This window comes from Flavobacterium panici, from assembly GCF_903819335.1.
GTDB lineage: Bacteria > Bacteroidota > Bacteroidia > Flavobacteriales > Flavobacteriaceae > Flavobacterium > Flavobacterium panici.
In genome coordinates this window covers 18,518-42,756 of sequence record NZ_CAIJDE010000047.1, presented here as the reverse complement: position 1 = coordinate 42,756, position 24,239 = coordinate 18,518, and the positions used below count along the sequence as shown (strand labels likewise).

21 protein-coding genes and 1 other RNA gene are annotated in these 24,239 nt (G+C 32.5%); 11 read left to right on the top strand and 11 right to left on the bottom strand.

The features are described from left to right. Positions 1-19: 19 nt before the first annotated feature. Positions 20-442, top strand: a complete 423-nt coding sequence (locus FLAPXU55_RS14705) for a protease complex subunit PrcB family protein (RefSeq protein ID WP_180858672.1) — start codon at positions 20-22, stop codon at positions 440-442. 181 nt (positions 443-623) lie between these two features. On the opposite strand, the gene FLAPXU55_RS14700 is transcribed toward FLAPXU55_RS14705, so the two are convergent. Next, the gene (locus FLAPXU55_RS14700; RefSeq protein ID WP_053470177.1) at positions 624-1,121 is read right to left on the bottom strand and encodes a hypothetical protein; all 498 of its coding nucleotides are present in this window, start codon (positions 1,119-1,121) and stop codon (positions 624-626) included. Between the two features lie 156 nt (positions 1,122-1,277). Then, positions 1,278-2,102, bottom strand: coding sequence for a UDP-2,3-diacylglucosamine diphosphatase (locus FLAPXU55_RS14695; RefSeq protein ID WP_180858670.1), 825 nt, complete (start codon positions 2,100-2,102; stop codon positions 1,278-1,280). Between the two features lie 188 nt (positions 2,103-2,290). Here FLAPXU55_RS14695 and aroC point away from each other — a divergent pair, with 188 nt between their 5' ends. Next, positions 2,291-3,349 (top strand): chorismate synthase, encoded by a 1,059-nt coding sequence (aroC, locus tag FLAPXU55_RS14690; RefSeq protein ID WP_180858668.1) that lies wholly within the window; start codon positions 2,291-2,293, stop codon positions 3,347-3,349. A 52-nt stretch (positions 3,350-3,401) separates the two neighbouring features. Beyond that, complete coding sequence (locus FLAPXU55_RS14685) at positions 3,402-4,688, top strand: dicarboxylate/amino acid:cation symporter (RefSeq protein WP_180858659.1); 1,287 nt, start codon at positions 3,402-3,404, stop codon at positions 4,686-4,688. Between the two features lie 104 nt (positions 4,689-4,792). On the opposite strand, the gene FLAPXU55_RS24195 is transcribed toward FLAPXU55_RS14685, so the two are convergent. Next, positions 4,793-4,918 carry a hypothetical protein gene (locus FLAPXU55_RS24195; protein WP_262890998.1) on the bottom strand — a complete coding sequence of 42 codons (126 nt, stop codon included), beginning with the start codon at positions 4,916-4,918 and terminating at the stop codon, positions 4,793-4,795. Between the two features lie 88 nt (positions 4,919-5,006). Then, positions 5,007-5,138, bottom strand: a complete 132-nt coding sequence (locus tag FLAPXU55_RS24190; protein WP_262890997.1) for a hypothetical protein — start codon at positions 5,136-5,138, stop codon at positions 5,007-5,009. Positions 5,139-5,500: 362 nt separating this feature from the next. Between FLAPXU55_RS24190 and FLAPXU55_RS14680 the strand changes: the two genes are divergently transcribed. After that, positions 5,501-7,687, top strand: a complete 2,187-nt coding sequence (locus FLAPXU55_RS14680; RefSeq protein WP_180858657.1) for a response regulator — start codon at positions 5,501-5,503, stop codon at positions 7,685-7,687. Here the strand turns inward: FLAPXU55_RS14680 and FLAPXU55_RS14675 are convergent. After that, positions 7,684-8,931: a DEAD/DEAH box helicase gene (locus FLAPXU55_RS14675; protein WP_180858655.1), complete on the bottom strand. Its 1,248-nt coding sequence runs from the start codon at positions 8,929-8,931 to the stop codon at positions 7,684-7,686. The two genes, FLAPXU55_RS14680 and FLAPXU55_RS14675, sit on opposite strands and share 4 nt — an antisense overlap. Positions 8,932-9,055: 124 nt before the next feature. Further along, on the bottom strand, positions 9,056-10,102 hold the full coding sequence (locus FLAPXU55_RS14670) for a formimidoylglutamase (RefSeq protein WP_180858653.1): 1,047 nt from the start codon (positions 10,100-10,102) through the stop codon (positions 9,056-9,058). Between the two features lie 97 nt (positions 10,103-10,199). Here FLAPXU55_RS14670 and FLAPXU55_RS14665 point away from each other — a divergent pair, with 97 nt between their 5' ends. Further along, a complete protein-coding gene (locus FLAPXU55_RS14665) occupies positions 10,200-11,081 on the top strand; it encodes a hypothetical protein (protein ID WP_053470170.1) in 882 nt (293 codons plus the stop codon). A 165-nt stretch (positions 11,082-11,246) separates the two neighbouring features. On the opposite strand, the gene hutI is transcribed toward FLAPXU55_RS14665, so the two are convergent. Beyond that, positions 11,247-12,482, bottom strand: a complete 1,236-nt coding sequence (hutI, locus tag FLAPXU55_RS14660; protein WP_180858651.1) for an imidazolonepropionase — start codon at positions 12,480-12,482, stop codon at positions 11,247-11,249. Between the two features lie 120 nt (positions 12,483-12,602). Further along, positions 12,603-13,652, bottom strand: coding sequence for a glutaminyl-peptide cyclotransferase (locus tag FLAPXU55_RS14655; protein ID WP_180858649.1), 1,050 nt, complete (start codon positions 13,650-13,652; stop codon positions 12,603-12,605). Between the two features lie 88 nt (positions 13,653-13,740). On the opposite strand from FLAPXU55_RS14655, the gene ffs reads away from it, so the two are divergent. From ffs to FLAPXU55_RS14630, 5 genes are all read left to right on the top strand, one after another. Beyond that, positions 13,741-13,838: signal recognition particle sRNA small type (gene ffs, locus FLAPXU55_RS14650), an RNA gene on the top strand. 151 nt (positions 13,839-13,989) lie between these two features. Then, entirely contained in the window at positions 13,990-14,793 is an 804-nt protein-coding gene (locus FLAPXU55_RS14645) for an SDR family oxidoreductase (protein ID WP_180858647.1), read from the top strand. Between the two features lie 17 nt (positions 14,794-14,810). Continuing rightward, positions 14,811-15,896, top strand: a complete 1,086-nt coding sequence (locus FLAPXU55_RS14640) for a hypothetical protein (RefSeq protein ID WP_180858645.1) — start codon at positions 14,811-14,813, stop codon at positions 15,894-15,896. A gap of 179 nt (positions 15,897-16,075) precedes the next feature. Beyond that, complete coding sequence (fsa, locus tag FLAPXU55_RS14635) at positions 16,076-16,732, top strand: fructose-6-phosphate aldolase (RefSeq protein ID WP_180858643.1); 657 nt, start codon at positions 16,076-16,078, stop codon at positions 16,730-16,732. Positions 16,733-16,822: 90 nt separating this feature from the next. Further along, positions 16,823-17,317, top strand: coding sequence for a hypothetical protein (locus tag FLAPXU55_RS14630; RefSeq protein WP_180858641.1), 495 nt, complete (start codon positions 16,823-16,825; stop codon positions 17,315-17,317). Between the two features lie 102 nt (positions 17,318-17,419). On the opposite strand, the gene FLAPXU55_RS14625 is transcribed toward FLAPXU55_RS14630, so the two are convergent. From FLAPXU55_RS14625 to FLAPXU55_RS14615, 3 genes are all read right to left on the bottom strand, one after another. Then, the gene (locus tag FLAPXU55_RS14625; RefSeq protein WP_180858639.1) at positions 17,420-18,856 is read right to left on the bottom strand and encodes an MFS transporter; all 1,437 of its coding nucleotides are present in this window, start codon (positions 18,854-18,856) and stop codon (positions 17,420-17,422) included. A 169-nt stretch (positions 18,857-19,025) separates the two neighbouring features. Continuing rightward, a complete protein-coding gene (locus tag FLAPXU55_RS14620; protein WP_053470164.1) occupies positions 19,026-19,727 on the bottom strand; it encodes a LytR/AlgR family response regulator transcription factor in 702 nt (233 codons plus the stop codon). Continuing rightward, positions 19,717-20,769: a sensor histidine kinase gene (locus FLAPXU55_RS14615; protein WP_180858637.1), complete on the bottom strand. Its 1,053-nt coding sequence runs from the start codon at positions 20,767-20,769 to the stop codon at positions 19,717-19,719. The genes FLAPXU55_RS14620 and FLAPXU55_RS14615 overlap by 11 nt, the downstream gene beginning before the upstream one ends. A gap of 270 nt (positions 20,770-21,039) precedes the next feature. Here FLAPXU55_RS14615 and FLAPXU55_RS14610 point away from each other — a divergent pair, with 270 nt between their 5' ends. Beyond that, entirely contained in the window at positions 21,040-24,237 is a 3,198-nt protein-coding gene (locus tag FLAPXU55_RS14610; protein WP_180858630.1) for a SusC/RagA family TonB-linked outer membrane protein, read from the top strand. The last annotated feature ends 2 nt before the right edge of the window (positions 24,238-24,239 follow it).

The window sequence follows — 24,239 nt, the reverse complement described above, 5'->3', positions numbered from 1 at the left end:
TTTTAAAAATTTGAACGTAATGAAAAAAGTAATTTCGGTTTTAGTAATTTTTGTTTTGATTTCCTGCGGAGCTAAAAAGCCAACAGATTCAAAAGCTTTATACGAAGTTTTAACTGAACAGTCTGATGGCGGGGGAAATATTAAATTTTTCGAAATTTTGACAGAACCTAACGAGATCAAAATGCTTGAAAATGATCCGCTTTTAGCTGCTAAAATGAAGCAGGCTGATATTGCCAATTCGAATTATGTTATCCTTAATATGGGTGAAAAAAACACTGGAGGGTATTCTATTGGAATTGAAAAGGTTGAAGAAACGGATAAGAACATTATCATTACCGTAAAAGAAAAAAATCCTGCTCCAGATGCCATGGTAACACAGGCTATTACTTATCCTTATACTGTTGTAAAAATACATTCTAAAAAGGAGATTATTATTAAGTAAATAGTTGTTAGTTACAGGTCAAATGTAAGGCTGAGCGTAGTCGAAGCCCTTTTTACCTCTAAAGCCCTTCTCCCGAAGCCTTGGGATCGCTCTGGGTGACACTAAGCTTTAATCAAAACATAAAAAAAACCTGTCGCATTACAACGACAGGTTTCTTCTTACAATTATTTTTTATTTTTAATTAGAATCTGAATTTGACACCTAAACCAACGTCAAATCCAAAATTGTCATCGTCATAGTATCCAGAACCAATTTCAGGTCTTGCATCTAGTGACAGTGTGATAGGCACTTCTTTAAATCTATATTCGATACCAATATCTCCGGCTGCAAAAACATAAGTTCCGCTGTCGTTATATCTGTAATTATTGTTGTAATAATCGTGATCCCAGGCAGCAATTCCTCCACCTACACCAGCGTACCAGTTAAAACCTCCATCAATGTTCCAAACCCATTGGTAAAGAGCAACACCTTTAATAGCGTCTACATCACTGCTGTTTCTCCAGCCTAAATCAAACTCAAGTCTGTTTTTTTGGTTCAATCCAAGTTGATATGATACTTCACCTCCAAATCCGTTATTGTCCCCTAAACGTAATCCTAAAGCGTGTTTTGAAATTTCTTGCGATTGAGCCGTAAATGCTAATCCCAAAAGCATAATGGCAGATAAAATAATCTTTTTCATAAAATGGTTAATTAATTTTTTTCAAATGTATAATCGTTCTCAATTTAAGAACGTATAACATTTTTAGAAATTGTTATATAATTCACATTTTGTAAATATAAATTACACAAATTAAAAATAGTTAACCTTTGTAAACGCTTGTAAATAAAGGTGTGTTTACTTTTTTAGAATAATATTAGATAACATTTGAGAGGTTAAAATATCTTCCATTTCAAAAAGATTTTCTTCTTCTGTAAAGTTCGTATGAGTGTAAGAATATAATTTCCAACGCTTTTTATGATACTCAAGAGCCGTTAGGTTTTCGACCCAGTCGCCAGAATTTAAGTATAAAGTAGAACCGTGTTTGTTTTCTTTAGTAAGGATTTTGGGTTCGTGAATGTGCCCGCAGATTACATAATCGTAATTTTTTTCGATAGCCAGATCGGTTGCTGTAGTTTCAAAATCTGAAATGAATTTTACAGCCTTTTTTACGCTTGCTTTTATTTTTTTAGAAAAAGAGTAAGGTTCGCGGCCTAATTTTGCCAGACACCAGTTAGCAAAACGATTCATCAAAATTAAATAATCATAACCTAATCCGCCTAGTTTTGCAATCCATTTAGAATGTTGTACAGAAGCATCAAATACGTCTCCGTGAAAAATCCAGGCTTTTTTGTCGTCTAATTCTAAAACTAATTTATCGACCAAAGAAAAATTCCCCATGTTCATGTTGCTGAATTTTCGAAGAATCTCGTCATGATTTCCGGTAATGTAATACACTTTTGTACCTTTAGAAGCCATCCCGATAATGCGCTGAATGACTCTTAAATGCGCTTTAGGAAAATAAGATTTTCTAAACTGCCAGGCATCAATTATATCACCATTTAAAACTAAAGTTTTAGGTTTAATGCTTGATAAATAGTTGTTTAGTTCTTTAGCGTGACTTCCGTAAGTTCCCAAATGGACATCAGAAATAATGACCAGTTCGACATTTCGTTTTTTCAATTTTTCTTAATTTGAAGTTCCACAAATAAAAGAAAATCCTACTCCATTTATTTTATCAAAAGGTTACTAATTCAAAGGCAATTTTAATAAATTGTGATTTTTAAAGTGTTTAATCTTTAATTAATATTACCAATTTTTAATTTTTTAATTTAATTCATAAAACTTACATTTGCTCAAAACAATTTACAATGGCAGGAAATAGCTACGGCACCCTATATAAAGTTACAACATTCGGAGAATCTCATGGTGAAGCTTTAGGCGGAATTATAGACGGTTGTCCATCAGGAATACAACTTGATTTTGAAGCGATTGAAGTTGAAATGTCTCGCAGAAAACCGGGGCAGTCGGCTATCGTAACACAAAGAAAAGAACCAGATGCGGTTCAGTTTTTATCGGGAATATTTGAAGGAAAAACGACCGGAACTCCAATTGGTTTTATTATTCCAAATACCAATCAAAAATCAGACGATTACTCGCATATTAAAGATAATTACAGACCAAGTCATGCTGATTATGTGTATGACCAAAAATATGGTTTTCGTGATTACCGCGGCGGCGGAAGAAGTTCTGCGCGTGAAACAGCGAGCAGAGTAGTAGCAGGAGCAATTGCAAAACAAATGCTTCCTCAAATTAAAATTAATGCTTACGTTTCTTCTGTTGGACCAATTCATTTAGATACGCCTTATCAGGAATTAGATTTCTCTAAAATCGAAAGCAATCCGGTTCGCTGTCCAGATGAAAAATCGGCAGCTGTTATGGAAGAATATATTCGTGATATCCGTAAGCAGGGAGATACTGTCGGCGGTGTAGTTTCATGTGTAATTCAAAATGTTCCGGTTGGTTTAGGCGAACCTGTTTTTGATAAATTACATGCTGAATTAGGAAAAGCAATGCTTTCAATCAATGCGGTAAAAGGTTTTGAGTATGGAAGTGGTTTCTCTGGTTCTGAAATGAAAGGAAGCGAACACAACGATTTATATAATCCTGACGGAACTACAAAAACAAATCTTTCTGGCGGAATCCAGGGCGGAATAAGCAACGGAATGGATATTTATTTCAGAGTAGCTTTTAAACCTGTTGCGACTATCATGCAGACTCAGGATTCTCTGGATAATAAAGGAAATATTACACCAATGACCGGAAAAGGACGTCATGATCCGTGTGTGGTGCCTCGTGCAGTACCAATCGTTGAGGCGATGGCTGCGATTGTTTTGGCTGATTTTTATTTAATCAACAAAACATATTAATAAAAGTAAGACAGTGAGGGTCTTATATTTTTAATAATTTAAAAGTAAATTAATGCAAATTACAGAAACTAAAAAGAAATCATTTTTTTCGGGATTAACGGGGCAAATTATAATTGCAATGGTGCTTGGAGCAGCTTTGGGAATTATTATCCATAATTCAATTTCTCAGGAAGCAGCAGTATCGTTTAGCAATAAAATAAAAATGCTGGCTACGATCTTTATTAGATTAGTACAAATGATTATTGCTCCTTTAGTTTTTACCACTTTAGTAGTAGGAATTGCAAAGTTAGGTGATATCAAAACTGTTGGAAGAATTGGAGGAAAAGCACTTGGCTGGTTTTTTACTGCTTCTTTTATATCCTTATTAATAGGATTGTTTTTTGTAAATATTTTAGAACCGGGTGTAGGTTTAAAACTAGACCACGTTGATATGGCTGCAGCCAGTGAAGTTACAGCTAAAACAAAAATATTATCTGTTGAAAATTTTGTTGAGCATATTGTTCCTAAAAGTATTTTTGAAGCAATGGCAACTAATGAAATTTTGCAGATTGTAATATTTTCTATCTTTTTTGGATTAGCAGCTGCTTCTTTAGGAAGTACAGTAAAGCCAATTATAAATGCATTTGATAAAGCTTCGCATATTGTTTTAAAAATGGTAAACTATGTAATGAACTTTGCTCCAATTGGGGTTTTTGGTGCCATTGCAGGAGTTTTTGCAATTAGAGATGCAGAAGAATTAATTATTACTTATTTTAAATTCTTCGGATCATTTTTAATAGGTATTGGAACTTTATGGGTGGTTTTGGTTGTAGTAGGTTATATTTTCTTAAAAGGAAGAATGACCGAATTATTAAAACGTATTACAGGGCCATTAGCGATTGCTTTTGGAACTACTAGCAGTGAGGCTGTTTTTCCTAAATTAACTGAAGAATTAGAAGATTTTGGGGTTAAAAATAAAATTGTAGCTTTCATGTTACCGCTTGGTTATTCATTTAACCTTGACGGAAGTATGATGTACATGACTTTTGCCAGTATTTTTATTGCTCAGTTTTATGGCGTTCATTTAGATTTAGGGACACAAATGGCTATGCTTTTGGTTTTAATGTTAACCAGTAAAGGTATTGCGGGCGTACCAAGAGCAAGTTTGGTAATTGTTGCGGCTACTTGCGGAATGTTTAAAATTCCGGTTGAAGGAATTGCCCTGATTTTACCAATTGACCATTTCTGTGATATGTTTAGAAGTGCAACAAATGTACTTGGAAATGCATTGGCAACTTCTGTTGTTGGAAAATGGGAAGATGGTAAGGAACAGAATTTAGATATTACAGAAGAGAATTAATTATATTCTTTAAAACATAAAAAAAACCGTAACAGATTTTGTTTGTTACGGTTTTTAAATTTTATAGTAGTTTATGGCTGAAAAAAATCAGCATATAAACTTATTTAAGCAGCTACTTTTCCTTTTCTGTCAGCTTCATCAGGAGCTGGTGTGTCACCGCCTGAAATAGTTTTTTGTTGTGCTTTAGTCAATTTTTCAGTTTCTGCAAATTTTAAAAAGTTATCTAACATAGTTTTTTAGTTTTAGTTGCTCCAATCTTCTAAAACACTTGGGGCATGTGTTTTTAATTTTTATTATTTGAATAAATCAACTAATAAATTATTTTGCTGCAACTTTACCTTTTCTAGATTCCTCCGACTCTGGAGCTAGTGTTTCACCACCTTTGATAGTTTTTTGTTGTGTTTTAGTCAATTTTTCAGTTTTTGCAAATTTTAAAAAGTTTTCTAACATAGTTTTTTAATTTTTAGTTGCTCCAATCTTCTAAAAACACTTGGGGCTTATGTTTTTTAATTTAGTTAAAAATAGTATTATTTTTCATTATTATGATGTTTTTATTAAATGTTTTTCAATAAAAAGAACTTTGAAATGATAATAGATCTTGTTTTGTAGTGTTTTAAAGCTTTGAAAGAGTTTTATCGAGGATAACAGTTTAAAAGGTATAAACTTTAAGCTTCCTAAATGTTTAAATGCCTTTTTTTATATTTTATAAGTGTAAAATAGTAGAATGATTATTGAATCTTTAGGTTATTAAGATAATACTTTTATTGTGTATTATGATAATAATGTATATTTGAATAAACATATCCCAAATTATGCTTCATTATAGATTTTGTTTTTTAATTTTTACTTTTTTAAACATACTTTGTCTTGAGTCACCAGCTCAAAACCATGCTGTATCTCTTACAAAAGTTAAAGAACTAACTCAGGAAGCTTGTGATTATTTAGATGAAACTAATTACGAAAAATCCTTAAAGAAATCCGGAATTGCCCTTCAGTATGCATTTGATATAAAAAATGATACGCTGATTTCGAGGAATTACAACATAATCGGAATTAATTTTCACGATTTGGGCGAAATTAATAAAGCTGTATTTTTTTATAAGAAGGCATTATTCTATGCAGAACGATCTAATATTGTTAGTCTAAGAATGATGATAACCAGTAATTTGGGCAACTTGTATTTTTTTGAAAAAAAAATGTACAGCGACGGAATTACTTATTATAAAGAGTCATTGAAATTTGGAAGGCAGCAAAAATATTTGAAAGAAGTTGCCATAACGAATCTTAATATTGTCTGGTCCTATTTTAAGATTGGAAACTATAAAGAAGGACTGCCATATTTGCAATATATTAATGAACATCAAAATGATTTAAAAGGAAAGGCAAATGACATTGCTTTAAATTTTTTAAACGGAATGTATTGGGCCAGCGAAAATCAAAATGATAAAGCCAATACCTATTTTGTAAAAGCAATTTCCTATAGCAAGTCTAAAGATGAGAAACCAGATTTAGCTTATGCACATTTAGAATATTCAAAATTTCTGAGCAAAATAGGAAAACACAAAGAAGCATATAATAATCTCGTTATATATAATAAAATTACAGGCGAACTCTATAGCCAGGAAAAGCTTAAAAAAGCTTCTATAGCCGGTTTAAACTTAGAACTGGATGAATACAAAAGACAGATTGAGAAAATTGAAAATGAAAAAACATCACAATTACAAAGTCTCAAAAAATCACGAATTATTGTAATCCTGTTCATCCTTATTTCATTTATTCTACTTTTTTTAATTGTAACCTTAATTAAGAATATCGGACTTAAGAAGAAACACAATTTAGAGCTTCTAAAGGCAAAAGAAATGGCAGAAGAAGCTTCTGTGCTCAAAACTCAATTTATTTCTACTATAAGCCACGAATTGCGTACTCCGTTGTATGGTGTTGTCGGGATAACCAATATGCTTTTAGAAGAACACAAAGAATTATCCCAAAGCGAACACTTAAGCGCTTTAAAATTTTCTGCCAGATATTTATTGTCTCTTGTAAATGACATTCTGCAAATCAATAAAATTGAAGAGAATAAAGTCGTTCTGGAAAGTTTGACTTTTAATATTTCAGATGAGATAACCGTGATTAAAAATTCACTTTCTTTTTTATCTCAAAAAAACAACAATAAAATTAATGTTGAAATTGATCACGCAATTCCCGAATACTTAATTGGAGATAAACTGCGGTTGGCGCAAATTTTAATGAACCTCGTGAGTAACGCTTTAAAATTTACTAAAGATGGAGAAGTTGAAATTAGAGTTAAACTGGAAAGAATAGAAGGAAAATTTTATTATTTAGGTTTTCTGATAAAAGATAATGGTGTTGGAATTGCCGCTGTAGATCAAAATAAAATATTCGAAAAATTTGTTCAGGTAGGAAGAAAAGAAGAAGATTACCAGGGAACAGGATTAGGTTTAAGTATTGTAAAACGTTTGTTAGGGCTTTTTGGAAGCTCAATTACTTTAGAAAGTGATCTTGGTGCAGGAACTTCATTTTCATTTTCTATTCCTTTTGAACACGATCCTCTTAAAACAAAGAAAATTATTGAAAATATAGAAGTCGATTTAACTTCAAGCGATATCTACAAAATTCTTATTGTCGAAGATAACCTGATTAATCAATTGGTAACCAAGAAAATTATCGAAAAAAATAATTTTATCTGCAAAGTTGTTGATGATGGTTTTGCTGCTCTTTCCATATTAGAAAAAGAAGAATTTGATCTTATTTTGATGGATATCAATATGCCGTTAATGAATGGATTTGAAACCACAAAAAGAATTCGGCAGCTTGGTATAAAAACTCCGGTTGTAGCGCTTACTGCTTTTGATAAAGATGAAATTACAGATGAAGCAGTTTCATCAGGAATGAATGATATTATCGTGAAACCTTTTGAGCCTGTTAAACTCTTTAAGATTTTAAATTACCTAATAAATGAATCAAAAAACGCTGGTTAATACCAGCGTTTTTTATTTTGTTTTGAAGCACTCGATTTTCTCGATTTATGAGCACCGCCGCTTCGGTTTGAATTTTTAGGTTTTTCGCCGGCTTCAGGACTTCCTGCATGCCATGGATAAGGATGATCTGTAATGATTTTTACATCTACTTTTATTAATTTCTTAATATCCTTCCAGTAAGGCTCTTCGTCTTTACCGCAAAATGAAATCGCAATTCCGCCATTTCCTGCACGTCCGGTACGGCCAATTCTATGCACATACGTTTCCGGAATATTCGGTAAATCAAAGTTAATAACATAAGGTAACTGGTCAATGTCAATTCCTCTTGCTGCAATATCTGTAGCAACCAGAACACCAACTTCTTTGTTTTTAAAAGCATCTAAAACACGTTGTCTTGCATTTTGCGATTTATCCCCGTGAATTGCTTCTGCCGGAATATCTTTTTTACGAAGTGCTTTTACAACATTATCAGCACCATGTTTTGTTCTTGAAAAAACAAGCACATTTGATAAATTTTCATTTTTAATCAAATGGTATAATAAGTTTCTTTTTTCTGTTTTGTCAACAAAATAAATACGCTGTTCCACATTTTCAGCCGTTGATGAAACCGGAGAAACTTCCACTTTTTCAGGATCCTGCAAAAACATTTCGGCCAATTCACGAATCGCAAGAGGCATAGTTGCAGAAAAAAGTAAAGTTTGTCTGTTTTTAGGTGTCAGTTTTACAATCTTTTTTACATCGTTTATAAAACCCATATCCAGCATTTGATCGGCCTCATCTAAAACTAAAGTGTGTAAATGATTTAAATCAAGAAAACCCTGCTTTTGTAAATCTAATAAACGACCCGGAGTCGCAACTAAAATATCAATACCATTTTTTAAGGTATCAACTTGCGGATTTTGAGAAACTCCGCCAAAAATAGTCAGCTGCGTTAAATTGGTATATTTTGCATAAGTGTCAAAACTCTGTCCAATCTGTACGGCTAATTCGCGAGTAGGAGTTACGATAAGGGCACGAATTACTTTGGCTTTTTTTGATGAGCCTACAATTCTATGCAGTTGATGTATAATTGGAATAGCAAATGCGGCAGTTTTTCCCGTACCAGTTTGAGCACAGCCAATTAAATCCCTTCCGGCTAAAACAATCGGAATCGATTTTTCCTGAATTGGAGTGGGGTTTAGGTAGCCTTCTTCAAATACGGCTTTTTGTATACTTTTTGAAAGTGATAAATCTTCGAATAACATATCTTACTAATTAAGAACTTTAGTTTTAAGTACTAAATTCTGTGCAAAGATAGGTTTATTCGGTTAACCGTTGATTTGAATCTGCTATTATTTGGGAAATATGTGGCTGCAGACCACTTGCTCTTCAGTTAATTTTATCTTTTTCGTTATTCGCTTTTATAAAATCAGTTACTAAATAGCCAATTAATTTTCCAATTAAATTATTATTAGGAGAATCGGCAAGATCTGGCGCACCTTCACAAATATGCAAATAAGTCGCATTTCTATGCTGTGCAAAAAACGAAATAAACTGTCTTAATTCTTCTACCGAAAAACCGCTTATAGTCATAGCGCTGCTGGCGATATTAGGAATTGCATCTAAATCAATTTCAATTCCAAATGAATCTGTCTTGATAAATTCAAGAGCCAAAGCCATTTCTCTTTCAAAATCTTTTTCTTTGCGAATATTTACGCTGTCGTACGTATTATAACGAACACGATCTTCGAGTTTTTTAATAATATCTAAAACGCTTTTTGAAGTATAATTTTCGTGAAGTCCAAAAATGAAATACTTTTTAAGAAAACCTTCTTCATACGCATAAGAAAATCCATTTCCGCTGTGACGGCCTTCTAAAATTCTAAAATCAGAATGGGCATCAAAATTAATGGCATTAATAGGTTTTCCTTTGGCTAAAGCCGAACCTTTAATATTTCCATAAGCGTTATTATGACCGCCCCCAATAATAATTGGCGTTTTTCCCGCTTTAATTATAGTAAATATGATATGAGAAACTTCTTTATCGATTTTTTCTACTAACTGACTTAGTTTAGAACGATCGTCGATATCATTAAAATCTAATTTTTCGACATCACGCATTTCTTCAGAAACATCTAAATGTCCTAAAATAATAATCTGACTTCCTTTAGAAAATCTGTTATGCTGAATATTTGCAATACTTTTAATAGCACTTTCCCAGGCAGATGCCGCACCGGGTCTTCCGTAATTCGCTCTTACACCAATATCTTCAGGAATTCCTAACAACACATACTTCGCCTCCGATTCTTGCAAAAACTTGATTTTATCTGCTCCTTTAGGAAGCACAATCATTTTTTCTCCGAATTTTATTTCACCACTACGATGATTTGTGACTTTTGCCAAATCATTGACAGTAAAAGGAACTAATTTCTCCATGAAAAAAATTTATTTTCCAAAAATAATATAATTGTTACAACTTACGTTATTAAGATATATTAATTCTTAAATTTGTTATTAAAGAAAATTATTCAATATGGAAAACCCAACGAACAACAACAATTCAAGTCTAAAAGCGGTTATAGCGGTTTTAGCAGTCCTACTAATTGGTAGCTTAGTGTATATTTTTAAACTTTCTTCTGATACTGAAGTAGTTAAAACAGAATTGACAACGTCAATGACAGAAAAAGAATCTGTTATGAAAGATTTACAGGAATTAAAAGCAACTTACGATGCTGCAATTGCTGAAAATACGTCAATGTCTGATGAATTAATTCAGGAAAGAGATAAAGTTGTCGCTTTAATGGCAGATTTAAATAAATCTAAAGGTGACGTTTCTAAATACAGATCTCAAGTTCAGGCAATGCAGGGCAAAATGAAAACTCTTGTTGCTGAAAATGACGAATTGAAAAAACAAAATGGTGTTTTAACAGTTCAAAGAGATAGTACAATTACAGTATTAGGGGAGTCTAAAAAATATAACGAAGTACTTGTAGGTCAAAATGAAGAGCTTGCAAAAACAGTTGAAAGAGGTTCTAAATTATCTATTACGAACACTAAAACTGCAGCTTATAAATTAAGAAGCTCTGGAAAACAAATTGAAACAGACAAAGCAAGCCGTGCTGATGTTTTAAAAATAAGTTTTACAATTGCTGAAAACCAAATTGCAAAATCTGGAGATAAAACATATTATGTTCAGGTTATTGATGCAAAAAACAACGTTTTAGGCGAGAAAAAAACAGAGAGCTTTGGTGACAACTCTTTAACATACAGCTTTAAAACTACTGTAAAGTATGAAAACAAAACTGTAAACGTTACGGAAGATTTACCAGGAAAAGATTTTGCTAAAGGAACTTACTTTATCAATGTTTTTGATAATGATGAATTAGTTTCTAAAACTAGTTTCAGCTTGAGATAAATTCTCATCGTCGTTTAAGTAAAAATACCACTTAAGATATTAAAGGTCTGTGATTTTCTTCACAGACCTTTTTTTATGTCTTATGTTTTCTTGTGTTTGGCTGAAAGCCTGTTTTGCGATACGTTTCCCGTGGTTGAAACCACGGGCTATATTGAAAAATATTTTTTATATAATTTCACCTTCAATAATGACATCTTCGATTAAATTGCTTCCAAAAGCATAAGGAATTTGATAATAAGATGAAATTGGTTTTGTTACAATTAAATTGGCTTTTTTGCCTTTTGTAATACTTCCGTGTGTGTCAGAAAGTCCCATTGCGTAGGCACCATTTATTGTTGCGGCATTTATGGCTTCTTCCGGAGTCATTTTCATTTTGATGCATGCTGTTGCTACAACAAAATTCATGTTTCCGGATGGAGTAGAACCAGGGTTAAAATCTGTTGCTAATGCCAAAGGTAAACCTGCTTTTATCATTTCGCGTGCCGGTGTATACGGAATGCTTAAAAAATAAGAACAAGACGGTAAAGCAACCGGCATCGTTTCTGTGCCTTTTAAAGCTTCAATATCTTCCGGATTCATTATTTCCAGATGATCGACAGAAAGTGCGTTAAATTTAACACCAGCCTGAATTCCGCCAATAGAATTAAATTGGTTAACGTGAATTTTTGGCTTTAAGCCGAATTCAATTCCGGCCTGCATAATTTTTTCGGTTTCTTCAACAGAGAAATAACCGCTTTCGCAGAAAACATCCACGTAATCTGCCAGTTTGTTCTGAGCAATTTCAGGAAGCATTTTAGTTATAATTTCATCAATATAACCTGCTTTGTTTTCTTTATAATGTGTTGGAAAAGCATGTGCGCCAAGAAAAGTTGCTTTTATGGAAATAGGATGATTTTCTGCCAGTTTTTTAATTACACGAAGCATTTTTAATTCACCTTCAATAGTTAATCCGTAGCCGGATTTTATTTCGACAGCTCCAGTTCCTAAATGCATCACTTCTTCAAGACGAAGTTTGGACTGTTCGTAAATTTCTTCTTCAGAAGTTTCGTTTAGTTTTTTAGCCGAATTTAAAATACCGCCGCCTCGATTGGCGATTTCTTCATAAGTAAATCCGTTAATGCGGTCCACAAATTCCTGTTCGCGGTTTCCTGCATATACAATATGTGTATGGCTGTCGCACCAAGTAGGAAGAACAATGCGACCTTCAGCATTAATAACTTTATCTATTTTGATTTCGGGTAAATTTTCCATCGAACCAAAATCAGCAATTAGATTGTCTTTTATAATTAAGAAAGCATTTTTAATCGTAGGAAGTTCTGCCATCTCAGCTCCCGAAACTTTAGAAACAGAAGTTTCACGGACTTGAAGCAGTTCTTTTATATTTTTTATTAATGTTGTCATTGTGGATATTGTTATAAAACACAAATTTCACGAATTTTCACTAATGAATTGTGAAAACTCGTGAAATTTGTATCGTATTATTGGAATTTGGAATTTAAAAATTTGAATGTTGTTTCACTATTATTCTGAAACTGTGATTTCAAACATTTTCTCCCAGTATTTACCTGTCACAAAAATGGTTTTAGTTTGAGGATTATATGCGATTCCGTTTAAAACTTCTGCTTTTGGAGCTTTAATAAATTTACGTAAATCAGAAAGGTTTAATATTCCTTCAACTGCGCCAGATGTTGGGTTTACAACCGCAATTGCATCTTTCTGCCAAACGTTTACATAGAATTTTCCATCAATTAATTCTAATTCGTTAATAGCTTTAATTTTTGATGAACCAGAATACACATTAATATAATCAATTAATTTTTGAGTATTTGGGTCCATTTTCCAGATTTTCTCAGTTCCGTCAGAGTGATAAATATATTTATCATCATGCGTCATTCCCCAGCCTTCAATATCTTTATCATAGGTGAATTTTTTTTCAAGTTTTAATGTGTTAGCATCATAAATAAAGCCTGTTTTTTCCTGCCAGCTTAATTGAAATAATTTGCCATTGATAAAAGTGATTCCTTCTCCAAAATATTCTTTTGGCAGGTCAACCTGCTTGATTACTTTTCCGGTTTTGTAATCAACAGATCTAAAGTATGAATCTTCTTTTTGACCTGTACTTTCAAATAAAACACCATCATGAAATTCTAAACCTTCAGTAAAAGCTTCTGGATCGTGTGGATAAGTATTTACTATTTTAAATTTTAATGCTTTCGGCTGAACGTCAGAAACAACTTCAATTCGTTTAGTTGCATCAGATGAATCACTTCCAAAATAAGCAGTAGCTTTTAAGTATTGATATCCTAATTTTTGATTTTTTAACTCAAATTTAAATTTCTCAGCTCCTTTTGTACTTCCTACTTTTTTGTCGTTAACAAAGTATACAATGCTGTCGATTTCTTTCGAATTTGGGTTTAAAATTCCGATTGAAACCGCTTCTTTTGGCAGAAAATGCGCTGGAAAAGCAGAATCATCGATAGTAAATAAAGAATTTTCACCTTTTTTTGTGCCGTTACATCCAATTAATGTAATTCCTAATAAAATGACAGTTAGGAAGTTATAATTTTTCATAGTTTAAAATTTGAATAAGCCAATATACAACGATATTTTTATAGCAGCAAAGCTCTTGCAAAAATATAAAAAGATTGTATATTTGCACCGGCAAGTCCTACACGACCAGCTCCTGCAGACTCCCCCAGGATGGGAACATAGCAAGGGTACGTGGTTGAGCGGTGCGATGTAGGTCGCTTGCCACTTTTTATTTTTTAGAATTTGTATAAAAGTAGTCTTCCTTCGGGAGGATTTTTTTATTTTTGGACCTTTCGTAATGTTAGAAGTTAAATGTTAGAAGTAAAAAGATTTTTCTGCATCAAACTCATAACTCATAATTTATAACTCATAACTCAAAATGAATAAAGTCGTTTTAATTACAGGAGGATCATCGGGAATAGGTAAATCTATTGGAGAATTTTTACATGCAAAAGGTTTCGTTGTTTACGGAACAAGCAGAAATCCTGAAAAAGTTTTAAATTCAGTTTTTCCATTAGTTGCTTTAGATGTTCGAAATGCTGATTCAATTAAAACAGCTGTTGCGAAAATCATTGAAACTTCCGGAAGATTAGATATTGTAATTAATAATGCCGGAGTTGGAATTACAGGACCTTTGGAAGAAATTCCGATGGAAGAAATTAAAAATAATTTTGAAACAAATTTCTTTGGTCCAATTGAAGTAATGAAGGCTGTTTTGCCACAAATGCGTGAGCAAAAATCAGGTTTGATTATTAATATAACATCAATTGCTGCTTATATGGGCTTGCCTTACAGAAGTGTTTATTCGGCTTCAAAAGGAGCTTTGGAATTAATTACCGAAGCTTTAAGGATGGAAGTAAAGCAATTTGGAATTGAAATTACCAATGTTGCTCCGGGTGATTTTGCGACAAATATTGCTTCTGGACGTTATCATGCTCCAGTTTTAAAAGGTTCTGCTTACGAAAAAGTATATGGAGATACACTTGCAACAATGAATGAACATGTTGACGCGGGAAGTAATCCAAATGAAATGGCTGAAGCGATTTTTAAAATCATACAAAAAGACAAACCAAAAGTGCATTACAAAGTGGGTGTTTTCATGCAAAAGTTTTCAATTGTATTGAAACGTGCTCTTCCGGATAAGGTTTACGAAAAAATGCTTATGAATCATTATAAATTATAAAATTATTAAACCTTAAAATGAAATACCTTTTACTGCTTGTTACTATTGTTTTTTGTTCTTGTTCTCCAAAAATCAAAACTTCTGTTTCTGAAAAACATGAAAAATTGAATGACACTGAGAAAGTTGTTGTTTTTAAAACTAAATCTGAACTTCCTTCAAAATATAGTAAAATAGGAACTACTAAAATTGGAGATACTGGTTTTACAACCAATTGTGATTTAGCTACTGTACTTGAAAAGGCAAAAATAGAAGCTCGTAAAAGTGGTGCTAATGCATTATTAATCACAGAGCATTTGTATCCACATTCATTTGGCAGTTCTTGTCATCGAATTACTGCAGACTTGTTGAGAATTGAAAATATTACGGATTATACCCAGCCTAAAATTGCTAAAGATTCAGTAACATCAATTGATAATTCAAGGATTGTTTCAAATAACACTGTAAGATATAATTCGATTAATTATAGAAATTCTAAATCCTCAAACTCAAATTTTTTGATATCAGCAAATGTTGGACCGAGTTTTAGAGTTGCTTCGTCACCAGATGGATTAAATTCAGCTCAAAAAAAATATTACAAAGATTTAAAATCGGGATTGAGTTATGATGTCAGTGCGTATTATCTTAAAGAAGGTAAAGCTGGATTTGGTTTAAAATATAATGCTTATAAATCGTCGGGAACACTTAATAATCAGCAAATCCCCCTTGATAATGGTACAACTGTTACAGGTGCTTTTAGTGATGATATTACGATTTCCTTTATTGGGCCTTCTTTTATACTAACTGAAGATGAGAATGCGAGAGTTGGTGAAGCTAATTTAGAAATAGCGATTGGGTATATGTCATATCAAAATAAAGCTGCAGCAATAGGCGTTCCATTCAAAATAACAGGATCTAATTTGGGTGCAATTGGAGGAATGGGATATCATTTTAGAATAACGCCTCATTTTTTAGTAGGACCGCAAGTTAGCTTTGCTGGAGGAGTTTTGAAAAAATTAAAGTATAAATATGCAGATGGCAGTACAGAAACTGTCAAGCTTGAAGATGAAGACATTGAAAATTTATGGAGAATTGATTTAGCTATTGGTGCTAAATTTAGATTCTAAGCTCTAAAACACAAATATTTTTTTATTTATAACATATAATTTCAAATTGGTTTTGATTTTGAAATCGTTATTGATATTGATTTTGTAATTTTGCAGCTGCATTTGCTTAAGATTCCTGATTTAAAAATTTTAAGCAGACCACGAAAAACAAATCAACACAATTTAAACTTAAATAAATTATGAAATTTTTTATTGACACAGCTAACCTAGATCAAATTAAAGAAGCACAAGCTTTAGGTGTTTTGGATGGTGTAACGACAAATCCGTCATTAATGGCGAAAGAAGGAATTACAGGAAAAAATAACATTTTAAAGCATTATGTTGACATCTGCAATCTTGTAGAAGGTGATGTAAGTGCAGAAGTAAACGCTCTTGATTATGATGGAATGATCAAAGAAGGTGAAGAGTTAGCTGAATTACATGACCAAATCGTTGTAAAACTGCCTATGACTAAAGAAGGAGTTATGGCTGCAAAATATTTTTCTGATAAAGGAATCAAAACTAACGTAACTCTTGTTTTCTCTGTAGGACAAGCGCTTTTGGCTGCTAAAGCCGGAGCTACATATGTTTCTCCGTTTGTAGGTCGTTTAGATGATATCTCAACTGACGGATTAAACTTAGTTCAGGAAATTAGAGAAGTTTACGATAACTACGGTTACGAAACTCAAATTTTAGCTGCATCTGTACGTCACACAATGCATATTGTAAATTGTGCTAAAATTGGTGCTGATGTTATGACTGGACCTCTTTCTGCAATTTACGGATTGTTGAAACACCCGTTAACTGATATCGGTTTAGCTCAGTTTGTTGCTGACTTCGAAAAAGGAAACAAGTAATCCTTAGATACTTATAAAAATTAAATCGTCTTTTTTCTAACGAGAAAAGGCGATTTTTTTTACTTTTATATGAAACTTAAATTGTTGATTATGAAAGTGATATTGATAATTGTGTCTTTTTTTGCCAGTATTTCAATAAATGCACAAGCTGCTGAAATATTAAAGAGTGTAAATGAAGCCGGCGATGTAGCGACATTTGAATTAGATTGTTCTGTAGCATTTCAGCCTTTAGCAAAAGGGCTTCGGTATAATATTACCAGGCATGAATTTAAAGGTCCTGAAATGAAAAATTCGTATCGACTGCTTCTTGTTATGGACGGATTTTATTCTAAAACCTTAAATAAAGAAATGACAATTTCGGCTGTTTTAGGTAACGGAACTGTTATCGAAGCGAAGAAAATTATTGAAGATGATGGTTTTTTTGACGGGGCCTGTACTTTAAAAATTAAAGATCCGCAAGGTCTCGCATCACAGAATATTGAAAAGGTTATTGTTCATGCAGATAAGGATGTTGTTTATCAAATATCAGAACAGAATAGAGCCATTTTTAAGAAGAATTTGATTAATGTTATTAATGCGAAGTAGGTAGGTGCAAAGGAACAAAGGTTTTCTTTTGTCAATAAAAAAATCCAAATTCCTATTATAAAATTGGAATTTGGATTTTTTTATATTGTTATTTTTGAAATTTTAGTGACCTCCAGATAATTTTTTGTCGAAATTGATTCCTTGTTTTCTAAGGATTCCGCTTACGCTCCAAGCATAGAATGCAAGGTAAGCGAAACATACGATACCAACAATATAACTTGCCTGGATACCAATGAATTCAGATACAAAACCTTGTAACCAGCTGATAACTCCACCACCCATAATCATCATGATTAAGAAGCTGCTTCCCTGGCTTGTGTTTTTTCCTAATCCGCTTACAGCAAGTGTAAAGATACATGGCCATAGTGTACTACAGAATAAACCAACACTTGTGAAAGCATAAACACTTACAATTCCACTTGTAGCCATACCGATAGCTATCGCAACAATACCTAAAGAAGAGAAGATTAATAACATTCTTGCAGGGTTTCCTTTACTTGCAATATCAGCAGCAATTAATACTAAAATGATTAATCCGTAAATATAAAATGGAGTTAAGTCGTGCTTCGCAATTGCATTTACCGCTAAGAATACACCAAAAGCTAAATAAGGAGCTACGAAACGTAAAATTTGCTGTAAGCTTGCCTTATCTGTAAAAGCTTCAATTGCACCTGTCCAACGTCCGATCATTAAACTCGCCCAGTATAAAGATATATATGGAGCAACTTCCTGAGTTAAGAATCCTAATTTGCTTTCCATGTATGCTGGTAAATTACTAGCTGTAGAAACTTCTACACCAACATAAAGGAAGATCGCAATCATACCCATTATTAATTGAGGGTATTGTAAAGCTGATTTTTTTGCATTAGCACCATCAGCAGCAATTTCTTCTTCGATAAGAGCTGGTTTGTCTGGTAAAGATGAAAATTTAAGTAGTATAGCAACTAATAAGAAAGCAAGTCCTAAAATTAAATAAGGAATTTTTACACTTTCGATACTTAAAGTTGATGATCCTGTACTTGATCCGAAAATCGCAAAACTTACGATTAGTGGCCCAATTGTAGTTCCTAAGTTGTTGATTCCACCAGCCAATGTTAAACGCTGAGAACCTGTAGATATTGGTCCTAAAGCAATTGCTAACGGATTAGCAACAGTTTGCTGTAATGAAAATCCTAAAGCTACTATGAATAAACCTGAAAGCATTAAAGGAAATGAACCTGTATTTGCTGCAGGGTAAAATAATAATGTTCCGACTGCAGAAATAAGTAATCCTAATGATAGACCGTTTTTGTAGCCAATTTTGTTAACTAAATCTTCTTTGATTAAAACTGAAATTCCCATGTATATTAAGGATCCTACTGTATAAGCAATATAGAATGCTAACGAAACTAACTGACTTTCTCCTTGAGATAAATTAAAAGCCGTTTTAAATACAGGAATTAAGATATCGTTACTGGCAGCAACAAAACCCCAAAAGAAGAACACGATAACTAGTGGGATAAACTGTCCCCATTTGGTTTGAACATTTTCTGAACTCATAATTGTAATAAGGTTAATTTTTTAATAAAATTGTTTTTTGAAGACCGTAAATATATTTGTTACATGAATCAAAAAAAAATTATTGATCGAAAATAATGTTAAATTTAAACGAACAACCTTATTTATTCAACAATGTGTTAATTTATATAGAGTTAGAAATGTTAAAGTTTTATTCGAGAATCCTGTTTTTTACGTCTTTACTATAATTTCTTCCTATTGGAATGGTATAAGACTGAATTTGAATACGGTTTCCTTCAATAGATTTGACCTTATTTAACGCAATAACATAGGATTTATGGATGCGTAAGAAGCGATCTGCCGGTAATTCTTCAGATAACGAAGTCAAAGATTTATGTGTAATATAGGTTTTATCGGGTGTTACAACCTTTATATATTCTTTCATTCCTTCGATAAAAAGAATTTCTTCAATATTAATTTTCATCATCTTTTTATCAACTTTAATAAAAATATGTGAGTCGCCTTTGGCAACATCAATTTTAATATTGTTTTTTAAATTGAATTCGGTTGTAATTTTATTAATGCATTTGATAAACCTGGGAAGCGGAATAGGTTTTACTAAATAATCTAAAACATCAAGATCATAACTTTCTGCAGCAAATTCTCTAAAAGCGGTTGTGATAATAACTTTGGTTTTGTTTTCAATTAAGCTTATAAGCTCAAAACCAGTCATCATGGGCATATTAATGTCTAAAAAAACGGCATCTACAGAAGTGCTGTTTATGAAATCCAGAGCTTCTAAAGAATTATTGAATGTGCCGATAACTTCAAAATCTGTAAAATTGTTAAAATAATTTTGCAGCACTTTGATTGCTAAGGGTTCATCATCAATCAGTACACATTTAATTTTCATTATGGATAGGTATTTGCAAACGAATTATATAGTAATTCAGTTTTATTTTGTCTTTTAAACTGAAATTATTCTTGTAAATTAATTTTAGTCTTTTCTTTGTGTTAACTAAACCAATTCCACCTTTTGACTTAACATTTTGTGAAATTACAAAATTATTTAAGATTTCAAAGTCTAACATTTTATTGTCAATAACTTTACAATTGATTTTAATTTTAAAGTTATTATTATTGACTCCGCCATGTTTGAAAGCATTTTCGACCAATGAAATAAATATTAATGGAGGAACTACAATATCTTCAATGTTTGATTCTAAATTTACGGTAACTTCCACATTATCAAAACGAAGTTTTTCGATTTCAATATAATTTTGAATATAATCGATCTCTTTTATCAACGGTACAAACTTGGTTCCTTTAACATCATACAGCACATATTCCATTAAATTAGAAAGCTTAATAATGACATCCGGAACTTTATCTGAAGATTCTAAAGATAAGGCATAAAGATTATTTAATGTATTAAAAAAGAAATGTGGCTGAATTTGATTTTCTAAATATTTCAGCTTGATTTTAAACTGATTTTCTCTCAGCGATCTGTTTCTTTCTCTTTCACGAAGCCATGTTAAAGTAAGATATACTGATGATGCCATTGCTAAAACGTACAATTCACCAATACAAACAGCTACAATATGGTTGATTTCAAAAGGATGGTATTCTCTGTTAGCTTCCGGCCAGATATTTTCGGATATAATATAATAGGTAAGCGCAGTTTTTAATAAATAGATTCCAAAAAGGCTTACAAGAAGTGCTAGTGTATAAGTTATATATTTTTGTTTAAGGACATATTTAGGTACTAAAACAAAAAGATTGAAATATACTAATGGTATATGCAGCGAAAACTCAATTAAGTTCGATTTAAACGAATACGGATAGTCGTTAAAGTAAGCGCCCCATCGTAAAAAGTTGAGAGTGAAATAAGAACCCCAAAACCAGATATGATTTTGAAGTTTTATGTCAAATTTTAGTTTTCGAATTTCGTTCAACTTTTTTTAACGTTTTGTTATTATTTGTAAAGCTTTGTAATTACTGTGCAACTTTACACAATTACTGGCTAAATCGCAATTCTTTTGAATAAAATTTTGTAAAAAAAGCCAATTAATATTTTATTTAAATAGGATAACGTTTTCGTACAGCATAATGTTGAATGATTTATGTCGTTTGTTTAACAAATTTGACTGTTTGTATAAAATATTTTTTTTAACAGTACCTTAACAATAAATTTATCGCTTAACTAATCAAAAACCATGATAAAAATGAAACAAATTATGTTAATCTTTATGATTGTCTTTACGGCGCAATTGTCTGTTGCGCAGGTAAAAACGGTCAAAGGTTTGGTAAGCGACCAAAATGGTCTGCCGCTGCCGGGTGTAAGTATTCTTATTCAAGGTACAAAAACGGCAAGTCAAACTGATTATGACGGTGTGTATACGATTCAGGCATCTGCAGGAGATGTTCTGGTATTTTCGTATATCGGTATTAAAACTAAAACTGTAACAGTTGGGTCTTCTTCAACTGTAGATGTTGTGCTAACTCAAGACGCACAAAATTTAAATGAAGTTGTTGTTACAGCATTAGGGATTAAGAGACAGAAAAAAGAATTGGGTTATGCCGTTCAGGATGTAAAAGGAGAGCAGTTAAACAAGGCTATTACAACCAATGTAACTACAGCTTTATCTGGAAGAATTGCCGGTGTAGACGTTTCTATACCAGCTACAGGTGTTGGAGGAAGTACGAGAGTTATTATTAGAGGTATCTCAAGTATTGGTGAAAGTAACCAGCCTCTTTATATTGTAGACGGAGTTCCAATCGACAATTCAGGTTTGAATAATGATAGTGCTGCAACAAGCAAATGGTTTGACGGACGTGATAACGGAGATGGTATTTCAAGTATTAACCCAAATAACATTGAAAGTTTAACAGTACTTAAAGGAGCAGCAGCAGCAGCTTTGTATGGTTCACGAGCTTTGAATGGTGTAATTTTAATTACAACTAAAAAGGGAAGTAAAGGAAAACTTCGTGTAGAATTAACTAGTGGAGTAAATTTTGACCGAGTAAATGCGAAATATTCAGATTATCAAAGTGAATATGGAACTGGATCAAATGGTGCATTGCCAGATCCAACAAAAGCCCCAACTGAAATTTATGGATATACTACAAATGCGTGGGGACCTAAATTTTCTGAGTCAGTAGGGCAGCAGGTAAAAATATTTGATGGTTCTATGAAACCTTATGCTAAAGTTGATAACAATATTCAGGATTTCTTTAAAACTGGATTTACGACAACAAACGGAATTGCTATTTCTGGAGGTAATGACAGCGGATATGTTCGTTTTGGTTTCAATAACCTGAAAAATAGCGACGTAATTCCAAATTCAGGATTAGAAAGAAATGATGCAACATTAAATGCAACATTAAAAGCAGAAAAATTTACTTTGGATGCTAACGTAAATTATATCGCAGAAAATACTAATAACAGACCAGCTCTTGGAGATTCTCCTAATAACGTAGGATATTCATTAAGCGGATTGGCTCCAAACATAGATCAGGCCTGGCTGAAAAATTATAAAAATAATGATACAGGTCAGATTTATCCATGGAACAGCAATGTTTATTTATTGAACCCATATTTTGTAACAGAAGAAAATCATAATACATCTGTTAAAAATCGTTTTATAGGAAACGTTACAGGAACGTATCAGCTAAAAAAATGGATCGCTTTAACTTTTAGAACAGGTCTTGATACTTATGCCTTTAGTTCAAAAGATTTTATGGCTGCAGGAAGTACTTGGCCGGGAAGAGATGAAGGATATCTAGGTTTAAATGATATTAATGTATCAGAAATGAATACCGATATTATTGCGACTTTGAGCGATATTAAATTAGCTAAAGATTTAACTTTTTCTGGAATTTTAGGTACAGCAAGAAGAGATTTTAGAAGAGAACAAAACTCAAGATTTGGAACAAAAATTATTGAACCGGGTACAGAATACATCAGTAATTTTGTTAATAAAACTGAAAATGCTCCGGTTGAAACTAAAACAAGAACAAACTCAGTTTACGGTTCTGCAAAATTAGATTATAAAGGATATTTATATGCAGAGTTTACTGGAAGAAATGACTGGTTTAGTGTAATCTACAGCGGTGACGAAAGTGCTTTTTATCCTGCAGGTTCGTTAGGATTTGTATTCTCAGATGCACTTAATATTCAAAATGATACTTTTTCGTATGGTAAATTTAGAGCATCATGGGCACAGGTTTCAAATTCACCGGGAGCTTATAAAAATGCATTAAACTATACTACATTTTCTTCATATGATGGTCAAAGTGTTGTAAATATCAAAAATACTGCGGCACCAAATCCTAATTTAACGTATCAGTCAAAAACAGGAGTTGAGTTTGGACTTGAAACTGCTTTCTTCAAAAACAGATTAAAAGCAGATATTACAGTATATCGTGAAGATACATCAGATCAAACACTTGATTTACCTTCATCTGCAACATCTGGTTATGAATTTATTTCTGTAAATGCAGGAAAATTACGTAACGAAGGTATCGAGGTATTTTTATCTGGTACTCCAATAAAAACAAACAATTTTGAATGGGGAATTGATTTGAACTTCTCAAAAAATAAAAACTCGATTCTTTCATTGCATCCAGACATTAGTACTTATACAATTTCAGAAGCTCGTTGGGCTGGAGCAGCTGTTGTTGCTCAGGTTGGCGGTCAATACGGAACTATTATGGGTAGAGATTTCTTAAGAAATGAAAATGGAGAAAAAGTAGTAGCTGCAAATGGTTTACCATTGTTTACAGATGAAAAAGTAGCATTAGGAAAAGGACTTCCTGACTGGGCTGCAGGTTTAACTAACAGATTTACTTATAAAGGTATTACATTACAGTTCTTGATCGATATGAAATTTGGTATGGATGTATACTCTATGACAAATTCATTAGCGGCAACAAAAGGACTTTTGGATGTAACTACAGACGGAAGAGATGCGTATAACCATGCAAGAGCAGAAGCTATTGCTAATGATCCTAACTTTAGCCAGTCTACATGGGTTCCTACAGCAGGTTATGTTGCAGAAGGAGTTGTAAACACAGGAACAGCTGCTAACCCGGTTTATGTTAAAAATACAAAACCTGTTAATCCTCAGGATTACTGGAATACAGTTTTCAACAATACACCAGCGCCATTTGTTTACGATGCATCTTACGTGAAATTGAGAGAAATTAGTTTAGGATATACAATACCATCAAGTGTTTTTGGCGGAGCTAAAATAAGTTCAATTTATGTTTCGGCATTTGCAAGAAACTTATTGACTTTTAATAAAGATCTTCCAAATATTGACCCAGAATCAATGTATACTTCTGGAAACGGACAAGGTTTTGAATATGGCTCATTACCATTTAGACAATCGTACGGTTTTAATATTAAAGTTGCATTCTAAAA

Bases quoted from the DNA above. Each gene is read 5' to 3' on its own strand.
- FLAPXU55_RS14705 (WP_180858672.1), top strand. From the start codon at position 20: ATGAAAAAAGTAATTTCGGTTTTAGTAATTTTTGTTTTGATTTCCTGC.
- FLAPXU55_RS14700 (WP_053470177.1), bottom strand. From the start codon at position 1,121: ATGAAAAAGATTATTTTATCTGCCATTATGCTTTTGGGATTAGCATTT.
- aroC (WP_180858668.1), top strand. From the start codon at position 2,291: ATGGCAGGAAATAGCTACGGCACCCTATATAAAGTTACAACATTCGGA.
- FLAPXU55_RS14685 (WP_180858659.1), top strand. From the start codon at position 3,402: ATGCAAATTACAGAAACTAAAAAGAAATCATTTTTTTCGGGATTAACG.
- FLAPXU55_RS24195 (WP_262890998.1), bottom strand. From the start codon at position 4,918: ATGTTAGATAACTTTTTAAAATTTGCAGAAACTGAAAAATTGACTAAA.
- FLAPXU55_RS24190 (WP_262890997.1), bottom strand. From the start codon at position 5,138: ATGTTAGAAAACTTTTTAAAATTTGCAAAAACTGAAAAATTGACTAAA.
- FLAPXU55_RS14680 (WP_180858657.1), top strand. From the start codon at position 5,501: ATGCTTCATTATAGATTTTGTTTTTTAATTTTTACTTTTTTAAACATA.
- FLAPXU55_RS14675 (WP_180858655.1), bottom strand. From the start codon at position 8,931: ATGTTATTCGAAGATTTATCACTTTCAAAAAGTATACAAAAAGCCGTA.
- FLAPXU55_RS14670 (WP_180858653.1), bottom strand. From the start codon at position 10,102: ATGGAGAAATTAGTTCCTTTTACTGTCAATGATTTGGCAAAAGTCACA.
- FLAPXU55_RS14665 (WP_053470170.1), top strand. From the start codon at position 10,200: ATGGAAAACCCAACGAACAACAACAATTCAAGTCTAAAAGCGGTTATA.
- hutI (WP_180858651.1), bottom strand. From the start codon at position 12,482: ATGACAACATTAATAAAAAATATAAAAGAACTGCTTCAAGTCCGTGAA.
- FLAPXU55_RS14655 (WP_180858649.1), bottom strand. From the start codon at position 13,652: ATGAAAAATTATAACTTCCTAACTGTCATTTTATTAGGAATTACATTA.
- FLAPXU55_RS14645 (WP_180858647.1), top strand. From the start codon at position 13,990: ATGAATAAAGTCGTTTTAATTACAGGAGGATCATCGGGAATAGGTAAA.
- FLAPXU55_RS14640 (WP_180858645.1), top strand. From the start codon at position 14,811: ATGAAATACCTTTTACTGCTTGTTACTATTGTTTTTTGTTCTTGTTCT.
- fsa (WP_180858643.1), top strand. From the start codon at position 16,076: ATGAAATTTTTTATTGACACAGCTAACCTAGATCAAATTAAAGAAGCA.
- FLAPXU55_RS14630 (WP_180858641.1), top strand. From the start codon at position 16,823: ATGAAAGTGATATTGATAATTGTGTCTTTTTTTGCCAGTATTTCAATA.
- FLAPXU55_RS14625 (WP_180858639.1), bottom strand. From the start codon at position 18,856: ATGAGTTCAGAAAATGTTCAAACCAAATGGGGACAGTTTATCCCACTA.
- FLAPXU55_RS14620 (WP_053470164.1), bottom strand. From the start codon at position 19,727: ATGAAAATTAAATGTGTACTGATTGATGATGAACCCTTAGCAATCAAA.
- FLAPXU55_RS14610 (WP_180858630.1), top strand. From the start codon at position 21,040: ATGAAACAAATTATGTTAATCTTTATGATTGTCTTTACGGCGCAATTG.